Here is an 18,828-nt window from a genome sequence, read left to right on the forward strand (position 1 = left end):
ATTACTAAGTTTTCTTTACCTCTATTCTTTGCTCCATCCGCTCTTGTCCGCGCGCATCCGCTTTGATCCGCGTTGAAATAAAAAGGGCCCCGCAGTGCAGGGCCCTTCGGCGTCAGCGGATCCCATGCCGGATCAGTAGACGTCGTTCACCGTGTTGTTGACGTTGAACTTGCCGGTCGGCGTGATCAGGCGGGGATCGTCCAGCACCGCCTTGAGCTTGCGCGTGCGGTCGTCCACCACCACGATCGCGGAACGCTGGTCCTTGCCGTTCCAGACCGAGAACCAGACCTCGTCGCCCGCCGCGTTGTACTCGGGCTGCACGACGCGCTTCGGGCCTTCGCCCAGGTTCGCCCACTCGGCGATCGGCAGGACCTCGTAGCCGCCGTCGAGGTTGTCGATGTCGAACACCGCGATCGACTGCGAGGCCTTCGCATCCGGGTTGAGCGGCGTGTCCACCCACAGGTTGCGCGACTTCGGGTGGGTCTTGATGAAGAGCGAGCCGCCGCCCTGGCCGTTGAGCACCTCGACCACCTTCCAGGCCTGGTCCGGATGCTTCTCCGGGTCGGTGCCGATCAGCGTGATCTTGTCGTTGCCCAGCGCCGAGGTGCCCCAGACCGGACCGTACTCGGGATGGATGAAGTTCGCGCCGCGGCCCGGGTGCGGGATCTTGTCGACGTCGATCAGCCCGACCATGCGCTGTTCCTTCGAGTCCACCACCGCGATCTTGTCGCTCTGGTTGGCCGCGGTGAGGAAGTAGCGCTTGCTCACGTCCCAGCCGCCGTCGTGCAGGAAGCGCGCCGCGTCGAGCGTGGTGATCTTGAGGTTGTCGATGTCGCTGTAGTCCACCAGCAGGATGCGGCCGGTTTCCTTGACGTTGACGATGAACTCGGGGTGCTGGTGGCTGCCGACGATGGCGGCCACGCGCGGCTCCGGATGGTATTCCTGCGTGTCCACGGTCATGCCGCGGGTCGAGACGATCTTCATCGGCTCCAGGGTCGGGCCGTCCATGATCACGAACTGCGGCGGCCAGTAGGCGCCGGCGATCGCCAGCTTGTCCTCGAAGCCCTTGTACTTGGAGGTCTCGACCGAGCGCGCCTCGAGGCCGATCTTGATCTCGGCGACGCGGTCCGGCTTCTCCATCCACAGGTCGATCAGGTCGATCTTGCCGTCGCGGCCGATGGTGTAGATGTAGCGGCCCGAGTGCGAGACGCGCGAGATGTGCACCGCGTAGCCGGTCTTGATGATGTTGATGATCTTCTTCGACGAGCCGTCGATCAGCGCGATCTCGCCCGAGTCACGCAGCGTGACCGAGAAGACGTTGCCGATGTCGTAGTCGTTCATCTGCTTCGTCGGTCGCTGGTCGACCGGCACGAGCACCTTCCAGCTGTCGCGCATCTCGGCCATGCCCCATTCCGGCGGGCTGGGCGGGGTGTGCTGCAGGAAGCGCGCCATCAGGTCGACCTGCTCGGCCGAGAGTTCGCCGCCGGTGCCGAAGTTGGGCATGCCGCCGGGCGAGCCGAAGTTGATCAGCGCCTTGAGGTAGTCGGTGCCGCGGGCTTGGGTCAGGTCCGGCGTCAGCGGCTTGCCGGTGGCGCCCTTGCGCAGCACGCCGTGGCAGCCGGCGCAGCGCTGGAAGAAGATGTCGGTGGCGGCGGCGAACTCGTCCTCGGTCATGTCCGGGGCGCCGGGGCTGCGATGCATCTTCACGTCGGCCGAGGCCATCGTGGTCGGCGCACCTTCATAGGCGGCCTGGGCCTGGCTGGTGCCCGGATGCGCCTGGCCCTGGGCCGGGTCGCTGGCGCCGGCGATGCCCTTGCGCGCGGTGGCGACCTGGGCCGGCGTGAAGCGCACGTCCGAGTCGTTGAGCTTGTGCATCACGTGGTTGAGGATGGCCGCGATGTCGGCGTCGCCGAGGTGGCTCATCGCCGGCATCACCGAGTTGTATTCCTGGCCGTTGACGGTGATCTTGCCGTTCAGGCCGGCCAGCACCGCGTTGAGCGCGGCGTTCGGATCCTTCTCGATCCAGTCGGAATCCTTCAGCGGCGGGAAGGCGCCGGCCAGGCCGGTGCCGGTGGCCTGGTGGCAGGCGGCGCAGTTGGCCAGGTAGCCGGCTTCGCCGGCCTCGGCCTCGGATTTGACCGGGCGCTCGTTGACCTGGTCACCGGCCGGGTCGGCCGCGAAGGCGGTGCCCCCGGCGCCCAGCGCCAGTGCGATCGCCATGGATGTACTCAACAGGGTTCGCTTCATAACGGTAATCCCCACAGTGGTTGGCTAGTCAGTCGTGGCTGGTCCACGGTCGGCGACAGCTTGTGCCTGTGATCACGCCGTTCCCCTGACCTGAATCAAGCGAAGGCAGCATCCCGCCCCGCCGACCCCCGCGCTTTGACCGGGGTCAATCCGGTTCCGGGTGTCCGTGGCTTACCGTGGCGGCGACGCTTACGGAGATCCCCATGACGCTTTCCCCGCTTTGCCTGGCCCTCGCCGCGGCCCTGTCGCCCGGCCCGGAGCCGTCCCCCGAGCCGCTGAAGGTGCTCGATGCCGTGGTGGTGGTCGGCAGCCGCAGCGCCGAGCCGGTGCGCCAGGTGGTGGGCACGATCAGCCGGGTCGACCGCGAGGTGATGGAGCAGCGCGGCGTGCAGACGCTCGACGACCTCGCGCGGCTGGTGCCGGGCATGGAGGTCGCCTCGGACCCGAACCGCTTCGGGGCGCTGGGCTTCAACCTGCGCGGGCTCGACGGCAACCGGGTCAGCGTCGAAGTGGACGGCATCCCGCTGGCCGACGGCTTCGGCGTCGGCCAGTTCGCGCTGGCCGGGCGCGACCTGGTGGAGCTGGGCATCGTCGACCGCATCGAAGTGCTGCGCGGCCCCGCCTCCACGCTTTACGGCAGCAAGGCGCTGGCCGGCGTGGTGGCGTTCTGGACGCCCGAGGCGGCAGGGGCTTCGTGGTCCGGGGACGAGCGCCGCACCGCGTGGGCGCTGCGTGCCGGCGCCGCCAGCCGCGACGACTCGCACTGGTTCTCGGCAAGGATGGCGGCGCGCAGCGAGGACGCGCGCTTGACTGCGCTGGTCGCGCTGGGTCGACGCGAGGGCCACGAGACGGAGAACAGCGCGCGCGACGCGGACGATGCCGCCAACCCCGCCGATTTCCGGAGCGACAGCGCGCTGGCGAAGTTCGGCTTCGACGCCGGGACGGCCGGGCGCTGGACGGCCACGCTGGAGCAGGGCCGGGGCGAACGGCAAACCGACGTGCAGTCGCAGCTGTTTGGTCCCGGGCGATTCGCGACGACCTATGCGCTGCTCGCGGACGACCGGTTCCGCCGCGACCGCATCAGCCTGGCCACCGAGTGGGATTCGCTGGGGCCGGTCGGACCGGTGCGCGCGCTGGCGTATCGCCAGTCCAGCCGCAGCGAGCAGTGGAGCGACCAGTTCCGCCTGCCTGACCGCGCGACGCCGTTCGCGTCGCGGCGCGAGCGCGGCTTCCTCTTCGAACAGGTGAGCACGGGGCTGGAGCTGACCGGGCAATGGCGCGGCGAAACGGGCGGGTTCGCGCACTGGCAGGTGTTCGGCATCGACCTGGCGCGCCACGATTTCGAAGGCCTGCGCGAGGGGTTCGAGACCAACCTCGCGACCGGCGCCGGCACGCCGGTGATCCTGGGTGAAGTGTTCCCGCTGCGCGACTTCCCGAATTCGCGCGCGAACGAGCTGGGCCTGTTCTGGCAGGACGAGATCCGCTTCGGCGACGGCTGGGCGCTGGTGCCCGGCCTGCGCTGGGAGCGCTATTCACTCGACGCGCGCCCGGATGCGATCTGGCGCGAGGACAACCCGGCGGTCGCGCCGGCCTCGCTCGATTCCGATGCGTTCACGCCCAAGCTGGGCCTGCGCTGGAACGGCGCGCGGCTGGGCGTTTACGCGCAGTACGCGCGCGGCTTCCGCGCGCCGCCCTTCGCCGACGTCAACATCGGCCTGAACCTGCCGGCCTTCAACTACGTGGCGCTGCCCAACCCCGGCCTGCGCCCGGAAACCAGCGACGGCTACGAGCTGGGCGCGCGCTGGGCCGGCGACGTGCTGCAGGCCAGCGTGGCGGTGTACGAGAACCGGTTCGAGGACCTGATCGAATCGCGCGCCAACCTCGGCCGCAACGACGCGGGCCAACTGGTGTTCCAGTCGGTGAACCGCGACCGCGCCCGCATCCGCGGCGCCGAGCTCGAGGCGCGCTGGTACCTCGATGCGTGGCTGCCCTCGGCGCCGGGCTGGTACGTGGACCTGACCGCGGCCTGGGCGCGCGGCGACGACACCGCGCGCGACCAGCCGCTGAACTCGGTGCCCCCGGGCCGGGCCAGCCTGGCCGCCGGCTACGGGGCGCCCGACGGCGGCTGGGGCGGGGAGCTGCGCGTCACCGGCGTGCGCCGCGTCACCCGCGCCGACCAGACCGCCGCGGCGCTGTACCTGCCGCCGGGCTATTCCACCTGGGACGCGAACGCGTGGTGGGCGATCGGCGACCAGGTGCGCCTGAACCTGACGCTGCACAACCTCGCCGACCGCCGCTACTGGGACTGGTCCACGCTGCGCGGGCTCACCGCGACCGCCGACGACATCGACTTCTACAGCCGCCCCGGCCGCGGCGCGAGCCTGGGGCTGCGCTGGGAGTTCTGAAGCCGGCGGACGCACGATCAATCCCGGTCCGGGTTGACCGGGATCAGGGACGAACCGCCGCCGCGGCGCTGCAATGCCGGCATGGACGAGCTCACCGATAACACCCTTGACCTGCGCCAGCTGCCGGCGCCGGAACCCCTGACGCAAAGCCTGGCCGCGATCGAGGCGCTGGCGGCAGGCGCCGTGCTGCGCCTGCTCACGCCGATGCGGCCGCTGCCCCTGTTGCAAGCGCTGAAGGAGCGCAGGCTCGGCTATTCGGTCTCCGACCACGAGGGCGGGGGCTGCGCCGTCACGGTATGGATCGAAGATGGCCCGTCTGGCGCTTGAGCGCGCCCCGGACACCGCCGACCCCGGTCGATTCCTCCGCAGCGTCCCGGCCTGGGGCGCGCTCGCCGGCTGGATGCTTTGCGTGGAGGGCGCGGCGCTGCTGGCCTCGCGCTGGTCGCCGGCGACGGTGGCGCTGGTGCATGTGTTCACGCTCGGCGTGTTGGGCAACGCCCTGTTCGGCAGCCTGCTGCAGTTCCTGCCGGCGGCGGCCGACGTGCCCGTGCGCGGCGGGACGCGTGCGGCCGTGGCGCTGCACGCCGCATTGAATGTCGGCACCGCGGCGCTGGTGGCGGGCCTTTGTTGGCCGTCCACCGGGCTTCGCGCGGCGGGGGCGACGGCCTTGGGCCTGGCATTCGCCGGGCTGGGCCTGGCGACGCTGCCCGGACTGCTCGCCCGTTGCCGCCGGGGGTTGCTGCAGGCGGGCCTGTCGCTCGCCGTCGCCGCGGGCCTCGCCACCGCGGCCCTGGGCGTGCTGCTGGTGGCCGGAATGGGCGGCGGGATCGCCTTGTCGCTGCCACGCTGGACCGACCTGCATGCGGCCAGCGGCGTGATCGGCTGGATGCTCGCGCTGCTCGTGACGGTGGCGCGCGTGGTGATGCCCATGTTCCAGGGCGCGCCCGAGGCGCCGGCGCGGGCGCAGGTCGCCTGGCTGCTGGGCGTGGCGGCGGGCCTGCCGCTCGCGGGCACCGCGCTGATCATGGCGGGCCAGGGCTTGCCGCTGCGCGTCGTGGTGGCGACGGCCCTGGTGTCGGCGGCCTCGGCAGGACTCTGGCTGCAGGCGCGCACACGCAAGCAGGCACCGGGCCCGCTGTTCGCGGCCTGGCGGCTGGGCTTCGTCGCGCTCGGGCTGGGCGCAGTGGCGGTGGCCTGGCCGGGGGGCAAGGCCACGCTGGCCGGCGTGCTGGTGATCGCGGTGGCTTTTCCACAGATCGTGATCGCGATGCTGCTCGAGATCGATGCCTTCCTCGGCTGGATCACGCTGCATCGCCGATGCGGCCGGGGGCTGCAGCTGCCCGGCGTGCAGTCCTTGTTGCCGGTCGTGCGACGGCGCGCGGTGCTGCGGCTGTTCGCGCTGGCGGGCCTTGCGCTGGCGCTCGCCGCGTTCGACGGGCGGGACCTGCCGGCCCGCGTGGCCGGTGCCTTGCTGCTGTCGGCCTACCTGGCGCTGGGCTGGACCCAGGCCGGCCTGTCCCGCGCGGTACGGGGTTTCGCAATGGCGCATCCGCCGCGCTGAGGCGGCGATCGGGAGATGACGGTGGCAGGACGTTCGATCGGATTGGCGCGGCTGCGCCTGGGCATTGATGCGCTCGACGACGCGCTGCTGGTCTGCCTCGCGGCGCGCCGGCGGCTGGTCGCCGCCGTGGCGCGGGTGAAGCAACGGGAGGGCCTGCCCGTGCGCGATGCGGCCCGCGAGCGTCGGATCGACGAGCGCGGCCAGTCGCTGGCGCGTCGCCTGGGCCTGCCGCCCTCGCTGGCGCGGGCGCAGCTGGCGCTTGCGGTCGCCGACGGACGTTGCCTGCAGGGGCTTTCACCTGACCCGGGTCAAGGCGCGGCGCCCCCCGACGACGCCAAGCTTGCGCCCGCCATGACACTTGCCAACGACCCCTCGCTCCCGCGCGCCTTGCTGCGCGCCATCCCGCCCCCGGCCCGCTGGGCCCCGTTGCTGCGGCGGCTCCCGTCGTCGTGGCCCGGCCGCGCGCTCGAGCCGGCCGTGCAGCAGCTGCTGGCCGCGCCGCTGCGCGATGGCCAGCTCGACTTCCTGGTCGGGCGCCGCCTGGGCATCGCGGTCTCCGACCTCGGCATCGGCTGGGTGTTCGCGCTGCGTGGCGGACGACTGCACGCCACCCCCGAACCGGCCGAAGCCACGGTGCGCGGCACCGCCACCGACCTGATGCTGCTTGCGAGCCGGCTCGAGGACGCCGACACGCTGTTCTTCCAGCGTCGGCTCGAACTGACCGGCGACACCGAGCTGGGCCTGACCGCGCGCAACCTGCTCGACCGCCTGCCGTGGGAGTCGGTGCCGCTGGGCGTGCGCATCCTGCTGCACCGCGGCGCCCGGCTGGCGCGCGAGGCGCGCGACGCCCGCCGGGGTGAGGCATGAGCGCCGCCGACCTGCCCGAACACCTGCTGCGGCCGCGCTGGCATCCGGCGCTGGAGCGGGACTATGCGGAACTCTCGACGACGCTGGAGCGGCTGCTGCCCTGCGTCGAAGTGCCGATGCACCTGCCGTGGATCGACGCCATCCTGCAGCTCAAGCGCGAGCGCGGCGCGGTGATCATGGCGCACAGCTACCAGTCGCCCGAGATCTTCCACGGCGTCGCCGACGTCACCGGCGACTCGCTGGCGCTGGCGCAGGCGGCGAAGGACTGCGGCGCGGACCTGATCGTGCTGTGCGGCGTGCACTTCATGGCCGAGACCGCGAAGATCATCTCGCCCGACACCCGCGTGCTGATCCCCGACCTGCGCGCGGGCTGCTCGCTGGCCGACTCGATCGCGGCCGCCGACGTGCGCGCCCTGCGTGCGCGCCACCCGGGCGTGCCCGTGGTGAGCTACGTCAACACGACGGCGGAAGTGAAGGCCGAATCCGATGCCTGCTGCACCTCCGCGAACGCGGTGCAGGTGGTGGAGGCGATGGGCAGCGACCGGGTGATCTTCCTGCCCGACCGCTACCTCGGCGCCTACGTGGCCAGCCAGACCGCGGTCGAGCTGATGCTGTGGGATGGCTGCTGCGAGGTGCATGAAACCTTCACCGCCGCCCAGGCGCGGCACGCGCGCGAGCGCTTCGACGTGCGCCTGGTGGCGCATCCCGAGTGCCCGCCCGAGGTGCTGGCGGAAGCCGACTTCGTGGGCTCCACCAGCGCGATGGGCGCCTGGCTCGCACGCGAGAAGCCCGAACGCGTGGCGCTGATCACCGAGTGCTCGATGGCGGACAACCTGCGGCTGCGGTTCCCGGACACGGAGTTCATCCAACCCTGCAACCTCTGCCCGCACATGAAGCGCATCACCCTGCCGAACATCCACGCCTGCCTGCGCGACCTCTCCGGCGAAGTCATGGTGCCGGCCGGGATCGCCGCGCGCGCACGACGGGCGCTGGAACGGATGCTGGCGGTCGGGCGCGGCGAGCGCGTTTGAGCGCGGGCGCGTCGCCGCTGGTGGTGGCCGGCGCCGGCCTGGCCGGGCTTTGCGTGGCCCTGGCCGCCGCGCCGCGGCCGGTGTTGCTGGTCGGCGGCAGCGCCGGCAGCGCCAGCGCGCTGGCGCAGGGCGGTATCGCCGCCGCGCTGGGCCGCGGTGACCGGCCGGCGCTGCACGCGGAAGATACCTGCGCCGCAGGCGCCGGCCACAACGATGTCGCCATGGTTTCAAGGCTGGTGGACGCCGCGCCCGACGCGGTGGCCTGGCTGGCGGCGCAGGGCGTCGCCTTCGACCGCGAGGGCGCGGACTGGGCACTGGGCCGCGAGGGTGGGCATGGTCGCGCCCGCATCGTGCACGCGGGCGGGGATGCCAGCGGGCAGGCGATCGTCGACGCGATGGAGCGCGCGGTGGCGGGTGCCGCGCACGTCACCCGCCTCGCGTCGGACGGCTTGTTGGCCCTGGCGCTGTCGGAGGGCGGCGCGATCGCCGCAGTCCGGCTGGTGGGCGCCGACGGCGCGACCCGCGATATCGCGACGCCGGACCTCGTGCTCGCCACCGGCGGCATCGGCACGCTGTTCGCGGCCACCACCAACCCCCTGTCGGCCGATGGCAACGGCCTCGCGCTGGCGCTCGAGGCCGGCGCACCGGGCCGCGACCTCGAGTTCGTGCAGTTCCATCCCACCGCGCTCGCGGTCCCGGGCGAGGGTCCGCTGCCGCTGCTGACCGAGGCGCTGCGCGGCGCCGGCGCGGTGCTGCGCGACGCGCGCGGCGAGGCCGTGATGGATGGGCTTCATCCGCTAGCGGACCTCGCGCCGCGTGACGTGGTGGCGCGCGAAGTCTGGCGAAGGCGGCAGGCCGGGAACGACGTTTTCCTGGACATGCGGTCGCTGGGCGAGCAGGGCCTGGCGGCGTTCCCGACCGCGGTGGCGCTGTGCCGCGCACACGGCATCGACCCGCGCAGGGATCCGGCCCCGGTGACGCCCGCGGTGCATTTCCACATGGGCGGCATCGCCGTCGACGCGGACGGACGCAGTGGCCTGCCGGGACTGCACGCGGTGGGCGAGGTGGCCTGCAGCGGCGTGCACGGCGCCAACCGGCTCGCGAGCAACTCGCTGCTCGAGTGCGTGGTGGCGGGCCGCGCGCTTGGCACCCGGCTGTCGTTGCCTCGCGACGCGCGCATCCAGGCCGCGCCGCGCCGTTGGGTGCATCCGGGCGCCGGTACGAACGCCGCCGCCTTGCGCGCGCTGCGCGATTTGTTGTGGCGCAGCATGGGCCCGGTGCGCGACGACGCGACGCTGGCCGAAGCCGAGCGCCGGCTGCGCGTGGATCCCTCGCTGGCGCGCACGTGGCAGGCCCGCCTGGCATCGCGGCTGCTGCACGCGGCGCGCATTCGCCGCGCCAGCCTGGGTGCCCACCACCGCGCCGACAGCGCATGAAATGATTCCATTCGGTGGCGAATCGCTACGCATGCGTACGGCGGATCGCTACGCCGGCGTACGGCGAATTGGTTGATGCGAGTCAGCGACAGTGTCGCGAAGTAATGAAAGAATCGCGTTTTCCATTTCGGAAGATCGCCATGAACGCCTCGCTGTCCCACGTCCATTCCTTCGATCGAAGCCAGCTGCTCGACTGCGCCAGTGGCGCGATGTTCGGCGCGGACGGCGCGCGGCTCCCGAACGACCCGATGCTGATGTTCGACCGCATCACCGAGATCAGCAGCGACGGCGGGAAATACGGCAAGGGCATCATCCGCGCCGAGCTCGACATCCGCCCCGACCTCTGGTTCTTCGCCTGCCACTTCACCGACGATCCGGTGATGCCGGGCTGCCTTGGCCTGGATGCGATGTGGCAGCTGGCGGGCTTCTACCTGCCGTGGCTGGGCGAACCGGGCCGCGGCCGCGCGCTGGGCGTCGGCAAGGTGAAGTTCACGGGGCAGGTGCTGCCGACGGCGAAGCGCGTCAGTTACGAGATCGACATCCGCCGCGTGGTGCGCGGTCGCCTGAGCCTGGTGATCGCCGACGGCCGCACGCTCGTCGATGGCCGCGAGATCTACACGGCCGAAGAACTGCGCGTCGGCCTGTTCACCTCGACCGAGGGCATGTGAGCATGCGTCGAGTCGTCATCACCGGCATGGGCATCGTCTCCTGCCTGGGTAACTCCGTCGACCTCGTCTCCGCCGCGCTTCGCGCGGGCCGCAGCGGCATCCGCGCCGACGCCGCCGCCGCCGAAGCCGGCCTGCGCAGCCAGGTGTCCGGCGCGCCGGAGATCGACCTGGCCGCACGCATCGACCGCAAGGCCCTGCGCTTCATGGGCGACGGCGCGGCCTACGCCCACGTGGCCATGCAGGACGCCATCGCCGACGCCGGCCTCGACGAGGGCCGCGTGCGCTCCGAGCGCACCGGACTGTTCGCCGGCTCCGGCGGCGGGTCGACCGAGTGGCAGGTGGAAGCGGCCGACCTGCTGCGCCAGCGCGGCGTGCGCAAGGTGGGGCCGTACATGGTGCCGCGCACGATGGGCTCGACGGTGTCGGCCAACCTGGCCACGGCCTTCGGCATCCGCGGCGCCAGCTATTCGATCGCGGCGGCCTGCGCCACCTCGGCGCACTGCATCGGCGCCGCCGCGGACCTGATCCGCGCCGGCCGCCAGGACATCATGTTCGCCGGCGGCGGCGAGGAGCTGCACTGGTCGCTGAGCCTGCAGTTCGACGCCATGGGCGCGCTGTCCACCAAGCACAACGAAAACCCCGCCACGGCCTCGCGTCCGTATGACGCCGAGCGCGACGGCTTCGTCATCGCCGGCGGTGGCGGCATGCTCGTGCTCGAGGACTACGAGCACGCCGTCGCGCGCGGCGCGCGCATCCACGCCGAGCTGATCGGCTACGGCATCAGTTCCGACGGGGCCGACATGGTCGCGCCCTCGGGCGAGGGTGCCGTGCGCTGCATGCGGATGGCGATGGCCGGCATCGACCAGCCCATCGACTACCTCAACACCCACGGCACCTCGACGCCGCTGGGCGACCTGGTCGAGCTGCGCGCGGTGCGCGAGGCCTTCGGCGAGGCGATGCCGCCGATCTCCTCCACCAAGGCGCTGTCCGGCCATTCGCTGGGCGCCGCCAGCGTGCACGAGGCGATCTACTGCCTGCTGATGATGCGCGACGGTTTCATCGCCGGCTCCGCCAACCTCGGCACGCTCGATCCGCAGGCCGAGGGCTTCCCGATCGTGCGCGAAAGCCGCGAGGCGGCGCTGGACACGGTGATGTCCAACAGCTTCGGCTTCGGCGGCACCAATGCCTCGCTGGTGTTCCAGCGCCTGCGCGGATGAAGCGTTAGCCCGCCGGCAGGCCCGGTTTTCCGGGCTGCCCGCGCCAGTAGCCGTTCACCGCGCCCCGCCGCGGCGGCGGCTGCGGCGAGCGCCGCGCGAGGTCGAAGTGCGCCACGACGTCGCGCATGCCCTCCGCCTGCGGGTACAGGCGCAGGATGTCCACGCCCAGCGCGCGCAGCGCCAGAAGTTCCGGCCCGAGGTCGGTCGTCTCCTCGCCCTGCACCTGGATGCCGTTGATGCGCAGGAAGGGCTCGCCCTCGCGGGTGGCCAGCGGCAGCCCGTCGGGATGCTCGATGCAGCGGAAGCCGCAGGCGTCCTTGGCCACGTCCAGCGCACGCGCGGTGAAGCAGCGCGCCGAGTAGGACAGCGGCAGCCGGCCCCAGGCGATCACCTCCAGTTCGGGCGGGGTGGCGCCCTCGGCCCGGCAGGCCGCCAGCAGGTCGGCCAGCAGCTGTTCGCCCTGCTCGACGCCGGGCACCCAGCGGCGCAGGCCGTCCTCGGCGAGCATCGCCAGCGCGCGGTGGTTGTAGACATTGAGCGTTGGCCCGGCGACGAAGGGCAGGCCGCGCTCGCGGCACAGCTGCACGGTGGTCAGGTCGTTGGCTTCGATGAGGAAGCCGCCGTGGTCGAGCATGCGCAGCACGGCGTTGAGTTCGGATTCGGCCTCGACCAGCGCCAGGCTCGAGAGCACCACCTCGCGGCCTTCACCGGCCAGCTCTTCGGCCAGGGCGATCCAGTCTCGCGTGCCGAGTTCGCGGCGCTTGCTGCAGACGGTTTCACCGAGGTAGATCACGTCGAGCGGCCAGGTCGCCGCCTCGCGGTAGAAGGCCAGCGTGCGTTCGCGCGGCCAGAAGTACTGCAGGGGTCCGAGGCTGAGTTTCATGCGTTCAGTGCCAGGCGCGGTGGTAGGGGCCGAGGGTGGTCTGGTGGCCTTCGGCGTGGGCCGCGAGCGCCTGCTGCCAGTCGTCGCGCGGCGACCAGGCCGCCGGGTCGGCGCGATGGCGGTCGATCGCCTCGCGCCAGGTGCGGGTGACCGCGGTGACGTAGGCGACGCCGCGCTGGCGGCCCTCGATCTTCAGCGCCGCGACGCCGGCGCGGGCCAGCTGCGGCAGCAGGGCCAGGGTGTTGAGGCTGGTGGGTTCCTCCAGCGCGTGGAAGACTTCGCCGCCGACGTCGAAGCGGCCCTTGCACACGGTGGGATAGGCCGCGGGCTCGCCCGGCTGGTAGCGGTCCATCAGCAGGCCGTTGAGGCGCACCCCGCGCTGGCCGTCGGCGTGCTCCTCCCAGCGCACGAAGCGCGCGGGCGAACAGACCCCGTGGCGGTTGGGCGAGGCGCCGGTGACGTAGCTCGACAGCTGGCAGCGGCCCTCGACCATGATGCACAGGCTGCCGAAGGCGAAGACCTCGAGCGGCACCGGAGACGAGGCGCACAGGCGCTCGACCTGCTGCAGCGACAGCACCCGCGGCAGCACGGCGCGGCTGATGCCGAAGCGTTCGTGCATGTAGCGCAGCGCCGGCGCGGTGGTGGCCGAGCCTTGCACCGAGAGGTGCCTGGCCAGCGTCGGGTGTTCGCGCATCGCATGTTCAAGCACCGCCATTTCGGCGGCGATGATCGCGTCGCAGCCCAGTTCCGCGGCGTGGTCCACCGCGGCGCGCCAGACCGGCAGGCGGGCCGTCTCCGGATAGGTGTTCAGCGCGAGGTAGACCTGGCAGCCGCGGGCGTGGGCATAGGCGATGCCGGCGCGCAGCTCGGCTTCGTCGAAGTTCAGGCCAGGGAAGGCGCGGGCATTGGTCTGGTCGCGGAAACCGGCGTAAACGGCGTTGGCGCCGGCATCGACGGCCGCGCGCAGGGCCGGCAGGTTGCCGGCGGGACAGACCAGTTGCATCGGGGGCTCCGCGGTCGGGGACGGGGCATGCTCCCCCGGCGGGCCCCGCCGGGTCATTGACCTGCGTCAGTTACCCGCCAACGCGTTCGCGCGAGGATGTCGGCAGGCCGCGCACGGCGCGGACGCCACGAATGGAGAACGCCATGCATCCCACTCTTCCCCATGCGCTTGTCGCCCTCGTGCTGGCGCTGCCGGCCCTGGTCGCCTCATCGGCCGGCGGCGAGCCGCCGGTGGACGCGCAGTCCACGCAGGCGACCGAGCACGACGGCGCGCACGCCGCCGAGGACGCGCAGGATGGCCACGGCAACCACGGCCACGATGCGGACGCCGACGCCGGCCTTCCCGCAACCCGCTGGGCCTCGGATGCGCCCTTGCGCGAAGGCATGCGCCGCGTCCGTGCCGCCACCGAAGCGCTGTCGCACGGCGCGCATGGCCACCTCGACGAGGCCCAGGTCAAGGCCGTGGCGGCGGAGCTCGAAGCCGCCGTGCAGGACATGATCGCCCGCTGCCGGCTCGACCCCGAACCCGATGCGGCGCTGCACCCGCTGCTGGCGAGCGTGCTGCGCGCCAGCGCGGCGCTCGCGGCCGAGGGCTTTGATCCGTCGGTGCTGGCCGACCTCGAGGCGGTGCTGGCCCGCTACCCGCAGCTGTTCGAGGACGCGGACTGGAGTGAGGACCACAACGCTTCCGCCTGACGCTCGGCCGCGGGGTCCGGCACGATCGGCTCGCTCCAGGCGCGCGCGGTTTCGCCCGGCCACTTGCGGGTGGCGTCGATGCCGAGCTTGGAGCCCAGGTTGGGCACCGGGCTGGAGAAGTCGAGGTAGTCGATCGGCGTGTCGCGCACCATCATGGTGTCGCGCGCCGGGTCCACCCGCGTCGACATCGCCCACAGCACCTGCGACCAGTCGCGCACGTCGATGTCGTCGTCGGTGACGATCACGAACTTGGTGTAGGTGAACTGCCGCAGGTAGGACCACACGCCCATCATCATCCGGCGCGCGTGGCCGGGGTACTGCTTGCGGATGCTGACCACCGCGATCCGGTACGAGCAGGCTTCCGGCGGCAGGTAGAAGTCCACCACCTCGGGGAAGACCTTGCGCAGGATCGGCACGAACACTTCGTTCAGCGCCGACGACAGCACCGAGGGTTCGTCCTCCGGCGCCCGGCCCATGTAGCTGCCGTGGTAGATGGCGTCGCGGCGCATGCGCAGGCGCTTGACCGTGAACACCGGGAACAGGCCCTGGGCGTTGTAGTAGCCGGTGTGGTCGCCGAACGGACCTTCGAGCGCGGTATCGCCCGGTTCGATGAAGCCTTCGAGCAGGATCTCGCTGCCGGCCGGCGCGTCGAGCCCGGTCAGCGCGCTGTGCCAGATGCGCGTGCGCGCGCCCCGCAGCAGGCCGGCGAACTCATACTCCGACAGCGTGTCCGGCACCGGCGCGACCGCGGCCAGCAGGGTCGCCGGATCGGCGCCGATCGACACCAGCAGCGGGAACGGCCGGTCCGGGTGCGCGGCGCGGAAGTCGGCGAAGTCCAGCGCGCCGCCGCGGTGCGGCAGCCAGCGCATGATCAGCCGGTTCCGGCCGATCAGCTGCTGGCGATAGATCGCCACGTTCTGGCGCGGCTGGCGCGTGCCGCGCGTCACCACCAGGCCGAAGGTGAGCAGGCGGCCGGCGTCGCCGGGCCAGCAGCGCTGGATCGGCAGCGCGCCGAGGTCGATGTCGTCGCCTTCCAGCACCACCTCGTCGAAGGCCGCGTCGCGCACGGTCTTCGGCGCCACGTGGGCGAGCTGCGCGAGTTCCGGCCAGCTCGAGAGCGCCTGGCGCAGGTTCGACGGCCAGCGCGGTTCCTTCACCGAGGCGAGCAGTTCGCCCAGCTCGCGCAGCGAGGCCAGCGGCCGGCCGCCGAGCGCCAGCTCGATGCGGCGGCGGTGGCCGAACAGGTTGCCCAGCAGGGCGTGGCGCGATCCGACTGCCTGCGTCATCAGCAGCGCCGGTCCGCCGCGGCGCAGGGCCAGGCGGCTCAGTGCGGTGCTTTCGAGGTCGGGATCCACCGGGGCGTCCACCCGCAGCAGCTGGTCCTTGCGCGCGAGTTCCGCGAGGAAGCCGCGCAGGTCGTGGTGGCTCACGCCGACTCCAGCGCGGCCACGGTCGCGCGGCCCGCGGCCAGTTCGATGCCTTGGTCGGAAAGCCACGCGGGATCGAACAGGGTTTCCTCATAGCGGTCGCCGCGGTCGCAGAGCAGGCTGACGATGCTGCCGCGGCGGCCTTCGTCGCGCAGTGCGCGCGCCAACCGCAGGCAGGCGACGAAGTTGGTGCCGGAGCTGCCGCCGTAACGGCGCCCGATCAGGGACTCGAGCCGCCAGGCCGCGGCGATCGAATCGGCATCGTCCACTTCCTCCACGCGGTCGACCACGTCGAACAGGAAGCCCGGCTCGACCCGCGGCCGGCCGATGCCTTCGATGAGCGTGGGCTGGCTGGCGAGGCCCTGCGGATCGCGGCTGCGCCAGCCGGTGGCGAAGGCGCCGCCGGTGGGTTCGGCGACGCAGACCCGGGTGTCGAGCCGGCGATAGCGCAGGTAGCGGCCGACCGTGGCCGAGGTGCCGCCGGTGCCGGCGCCGCAGACGATCCAGGCGGGCACGGGATCCGTCTCGGCGGCCATTTGCGCGAGGATGGATTCGGCGATGTTGTTGTTGCCGCGCCAGTCGGTGGCGCGCTCGGCGAGCCCGAACTGGTCGAGGAAGCACAGCCCCTCGCGCCGCGCCCGCTCGCGCGCCACTGCGCTGGCGTCGGTGCCACGGGGCACCAGCACGCAGTCGGCGCCGAGCGCGCGGATCAGGCGCACCTTGCCCGGCGCGGTGCAGTCCGGCATCACGGCCACGAAGCGCAGGCCCAGCAGCCGCGCGAACCAGGCCTCGGAAATCGCGGTACTGCCCGACGACGCATCGATCGCGCCCTGGCCCTCGCCCAGCCGGCCGTTGCAGAGTGCGTACAGGAACAGCGAGCGCGCCAGCCGGTGCTTGAGGCTGCCGGTGGGATGCGCGGCTTCGTCCTTGAAATAGAAACGGATGCCGGGGAAGCCCGGCAGGTCGACCCGCAGCAGGTGGGTGTCGGCGGAGCGGGCGGCCTCGCGCGCCAGTTCGGCCAGCGCGGCGTGCACCCAGCGGCGGTCGGCGGCGGGCGTCACGCGGCCGCCGCCAGCAGCGCGGTGGCGCGGCGCTCGAGGTGTTCGAAGTACATCTCGAGGTAGCTGATGCCGTTGCCGGTGTCGAGCAGGAAGGGGTTCATCAGCGTGTGGCGCAGGATGACCAGGCGGTCGTCATCGTCGCCGCCGGCGTCGAGCGTCGCCGGGTCCAGGCCCAGCGAGGCGAGGATGTCCGCGGTTTCCCCGGCGCCCAGCACTTCGGGCCGCAGCGTGGTCATCGAGCCGAAGAACTCGCGCGACTGCAGCGGCTGGCGCGGGTCGTAGCAGAGGTCGCGGTGCAGCGCGCGGACGAAGCGGTTCATGGTCGCCACGTCGCGGTTGCCCGCGGGGTTCAGGGCCAGGCAGATGAGGTTGCTGTCGGGCTCGAACGGGATCCGGCAGGTCACGCGATCGCGCAGGCGGGCCGAGAAGCGGGTCGCAGCGGTGCGGAAGGCTTCGGTGGCGAGGATGGATTCGCGCGGCAGCTGGCCGAAGTGCTCGTGGTCCAGCGGCAGCACGCGGTGGGTGACGTACACCGCCGCCGCGGCGGCGCCGGGCTTCGAACCTTCGGGGATGTAGCGGCCGAGCTGGCGGAAGCGCTGGAAGTAGTCGCCGTCCTCGCCGGGCGTGAACACGTAGTCGGCGTCTTCCGCCAGCAGCGCCATCGCCCGCTGGTCGCGGCACAGGAAGGCGCCGGCGCCGTAGGGGATGTAGCCGAGCTTGTGCGGGTCCACCGTGATCGAGTCGGCCTGGCCGAGCGCGCCCACCGCGGCGTGCACCTCGGGCGCCGGGAAGTCGCGGTATTCCTCGCGCATGTCGGCCAGCGCCCGCAGGCGGCCGTCGGCCTCGCGGAACAGCGTGGCGAGGTAGCCGCCCCAGGCCGCGTCCACGTGCACGCCGAAGCCGAGCCCGCGCATCGCCCAGCGTTCGCGCGCGGCCACCAGTTCGTGGATCGGGTCGATGGTGCCGAACTCGGTGCTGCCCAGCACGCCCACCACCATCAGCACCGGCTGGCGGTCGTGCTCGTAGCGCGCCAGCATCGTTTCCAGCGCGTCGATGTCGGTGCGCATGCCGCGCTCCGGGACCAGCTCGAGCTGCGCGCGGCCCAGGCCCATCAGCTTCATGCCCTTGGACCAGGAATAGTGCGCCGTCACCGGCGCCAGCACGCGCGGCGTCGAGAGCGTCGGGTGCCTGGCCAGGAAGTCGGCGAGCCCGAGGGACTCCAGCCGTTCGGCCGCCAGCCGCTGCCGCCACTGGCGCCTTTGCGGCGTGGGGCAATGCGCCAGCCACGCGGTCCAGCGCTCGAGCAGGTCGATGCCGGCGGCAGGCGCGAGGTTGAAGGCCGCCCAGTCGTCCTCCGGCACGTCCAGGCCCGGCGGCGACACCGCCCGCAGCGCCACAGGGAAGGCCTTGAGCGCCAGCGCCAGCCGCAGCGACTGGAAGTTCGCCAGCGTGCCGCCCGAAGTCAGGTGGCCGAAGGCGCAGTCCGGCCGCGCCGGGTCGTCGACGTAGCCGAGCATGCGCGCCAGCTGCAGGCCGGCCTTGAGCTCGAGGTCGATGGTGACCGGCGCGGCGTCGAGGCTGACGTTGTTGGGGTTGTAGGGCAGGGTGAGGAACTGCGCCAGCAGGCCCGGCAGCAGCAGGTCCGAGACCATGTGGCCGATGTAGCGCGGGCTGTGGAAGGGCACCGACTTCTTGAGCGAGGCCGACAGCGCGTGCAGCTCGCGGCGCATGCGCGCCTCGAACTCGCGGAAGGCCGGCTCGCCGGCGGCGCCGGTGGGGATGGCCGGCGGATCCTCGGGATGGAAGTTGCGGCGCCAGTAGACGTGGTCGCGCAGGAACTCGACCACGAGTTTTTCCAGCAGCGCGTCGTTTTCGCCGTAGGGCCCGAGGAAGCAGGGATGGATCGCCGGCGAGGTCACGCCGCGAGCCCCTGCAGGATGCCGAGCGGATGATGCGCCCGCGCCACGAAGTACATGAAGCCGAAGGTCGCCAGCGCCGCCGCGTAGTACAGCGCGCGTGCCTTCCGGGTGCGGGCGCGCTTCAGCGCCAGGCTGCCCAGCACCACGTAAAGCACAAGCAGCGCCAGCTTCACCGACAGCCAGGGGATGACGAAGGGATTGAGCTTCAGCGACGTGAGCAGCATCAGCGCCGCGGTCAGCAGCACGGTGTCGATGGTGTAGCTCAGGTAGCGCAGCGGCGCCGCCATCGCCCAGCGCACGCCGGCCAGCACGAGTGCCCCGCGCAGGGCGAACAGGCCGCCGCTGGCGAGCACTGCGGCGATGTGCACGAGTTTGATCTGCAGGTAGAAGGCAATCACGGTCCGATCC

At 72.1% G+C, this 18,828-nt stretch carries 16 protein-coding genes; 9 read left to right on the plus strand and 7 right to left on the minus strand.

What is annotated here, in order from left to right; translation table 11 throughout:
- Positions 1-132: 132 nt before the first annotated feature.
- A complete protein-coding gene (locus tag N787_RS01490; protein WP_084590564.1) occupies positions 133-2,220 on the minus strand; it encodes a cytochrome D1 domain-containing protein in 2,088 nt (695 codons plus the stop codon).
- Between the two features lie 230 nt (positions 2,221-2,450).
- Here N787_RS01490 and N787_RS01495 point away from each other — a divergent pair, with 230 nt between their 5' ends.
- The 8 genes from N787_RS01495 (at position 2,451) to fabB (ending at position 11,432) form a co-directional block, all read left to right on the plus strand.
- Complete coding sequence (locus N787_RS01495) at positions 2,451-4,652, plus strand: TonB-dependent receptor domain-containing protein (RefSeq protein ID WP_034210266.1); 2,202 nt, start codon at positions 2,451-2,453, stop codon at positions 4,650-4,652.
- An 81-nt stretch (positions 4,653-4,733) separates the two neighbouring features.
- Positions 4,734-4,979, plus strand: coding sequence for a DUF2249 domain-containing protein (locus N787_RS01500; protein WP_034210268.1), 246 nt, complete (start codon positions 4,734-4,736; stop codon positions 4,977-4,979).
- Entirely contained in the window at positions 4,960-6,213 is a 1,254-nt protein-coding gene (locus N787_RS01505; RefSeq protein WP_052575023.1) for a hypothetical protein, read from the plus strand. Before N787_RS01500 ends, N787_RS01505 begins: the two co-directional genes overlap by 20 nt.
- A 21-nt stretch (positions 6,214-6,234) precedes the next feature.
- Positions 6,235-7,080, plus strand: coding sequence for a ubiquinone anaerobic biosynthesis accessory factor UbiT (gene ubiT / locus N787_RS14160; RefSeq protein WP_245593935.1), 846 nt, complete (start codon positions 6,235-6,237; stop codon positions 7,078-7,080).
- Entirely contained in the window at positions 7,077-8,111 is a 1,035-nt protein-coding gene (nadA, locus tag N787_RS01515) for a quinolinate synthase NadA (RefSeq protein WP_034210269.1), read from the plus strand. The genes ubiT and nadA overlap by 4 nt, the downstream gene beginning before the upstream one ends.
- Positions 8,108-9,547 (plus strand): L-aspartate oxidase, encoded by a 1,440-nt coding sequence (locus N787_RS01520; RefSeq protein WP_034210271.1) that lies wholly within the window; start codon positions 8,108-8,110, stop codon positions 9,545-9,547. Before nadA ends, N787_RS01520 begins: the two co-directional genes overlap by 4 nt.
- A 140-nt stretch (positions 9,548-9,687) precedes the next feature.
- Positions 9,688-10,215 carry a 3-hydroxyacyl-[acyl-carrier-protein] dehydratase FabA gene (gene fabA, locus N787_RS01525; protein ID WP_156968863.1) on the plus strand — a complete coding sequence of 176 codons (528 nt, stop codon included), beginning with the start codon at positions 9,688-9,690 and terminating at the stop codon, positions 10,213-10,215.
- A gap of 2 nt (positions 10,216-10,217) precedes the next feature.
- Positions 10,218-11,432, plus strand: coding sequence for a beta-ketoacyl-ACP synthase I (gene fabB / locus N787_RS01530; RefSeq protein ID WP_034210273.1), 1,215 nt, complete (start codon positions 10,218-10,220; stop codon positions 11,430-11,432).
- Between the two features lie 4 nt (positions 11,433-11,436).
- On the opposite strand, the gene N787_RS01535 is transcribed toward fabB, so the two are convergent.
- Together N787_RS01535 and ubiU are read right to left on the minus strand one after the other, a co-directional pair.
- Entirely contained in the window at positions 11,437-12,315 is an 879-nt protein-coding gene (locus tag N787_RS01535; RefSeq protein WP_034210275.1) for a U32 family peptidase, read from the minus strand.
- Between the two features lie 4 nt (positions 12,316-12,319).
- Positions 12,320-13,318 carry a ubiquinone anaerobic biosynthesis protein UbiU gene (gene ubiU, locus N787_RS01540; RefSeq protein ID WP_034210276.1) on the minus strand — a complete coding sequence of 333 codons (999 nt, stop codon included), beginning with the start codon at positions 13,316-13,318 and terminating at the stop codon, positions 12,320-12,322.
- A 143-nt stretch (positions 13,319-13,461) separates the two neighbouring features.
- Between ubiU and N787_RS14165 the strand changes: the two genes are divergently transcribed.
- Positions 13,462-14,013 (plus strand): DnrO protein, encoded by a 552-nt coding sequence (locus N787_RS14165; protein WP_156968864.1) that lies wholly within the window; start codon positions 13,462-13,464, stop codon positions 14,011-14,013.
- Here the strand turns inward: N787_RS14165 and N787_RS01550 are convergent.
- Genes N787_RS01550 through N787_RS01565 form a run of 4 tightly spaced genes read right to left on the minus strand, consistent with a single transcriptional unit; the run spans position 13,956 to position 18,818 of the window.
- Positions 13,956-15,443 (minus strand): UbiD family decarboxylase, encoded by a 1,488-nt coding sequence (locus tag N787_RS01550; RefSeq protein WP_034210277.1) that lies wholly within the window; start codon positions 15,441-15,443, stop codon positions 13,956-13,958. The genes N787_RS14165 and N787_RS01550 overlap by 58 nt on opposite strands.
- On the minus strand, positions 15,440-16,501 hold the full coding sequence (locus N787_RS01555) for a PLP-dependent cysteine synthase family protein (RefSeq protein WP_034210278.1): 1,062 nt from the start codon (positions 16,499-16,501) through the stop codon (positions 15,440-15,442). The genes N787_RS01550 and N787_RS01555 overlap by 4 nt, the downstream gene beginning before the upstream one ends.
- Positions 16,498-18,420 (minus strand): pyridoxal phosphate-dependent decarboxylase family protein, encoded by a 1,923-nt coding sequence (locus N787_RS01560; protein ID WP_034210279.1) that lies wholly within the window; start codon positions 18,418-18,420, stop codon positions 16,498-16,500. The genes N787_RS01555 and N787_RS01560 overlap by 4 nt, the downstream gene beginning before the upstream one ends.
- Complete coding sequence (locus N787_RS01565; RefSeq protein WP_034210280.1) at positions 18,417-18,818, minus strand: SirB2 family protein; 402 nt, start codon at positions 18,816-18,818, stop codon at positions 18,417-18,419. The genes N787_RS01560 and N787_RS01565 overlap by 4 nt, the downstream gene beginning before the upstream one ends.
- Positions 18,819-18,828 lie beyond the last annotated feature (10 nt).

The organism is Arenimonas metalli CF5-1 (assembly GCF_000747155.1).
Classification (GTDB): domain Bacteria; phylum Pseudomonadota; class Gammaproteobacteria; order Xanthomonadales; family Xanthomonadaceae; genus Arenimonas; species Arenimonas metalli.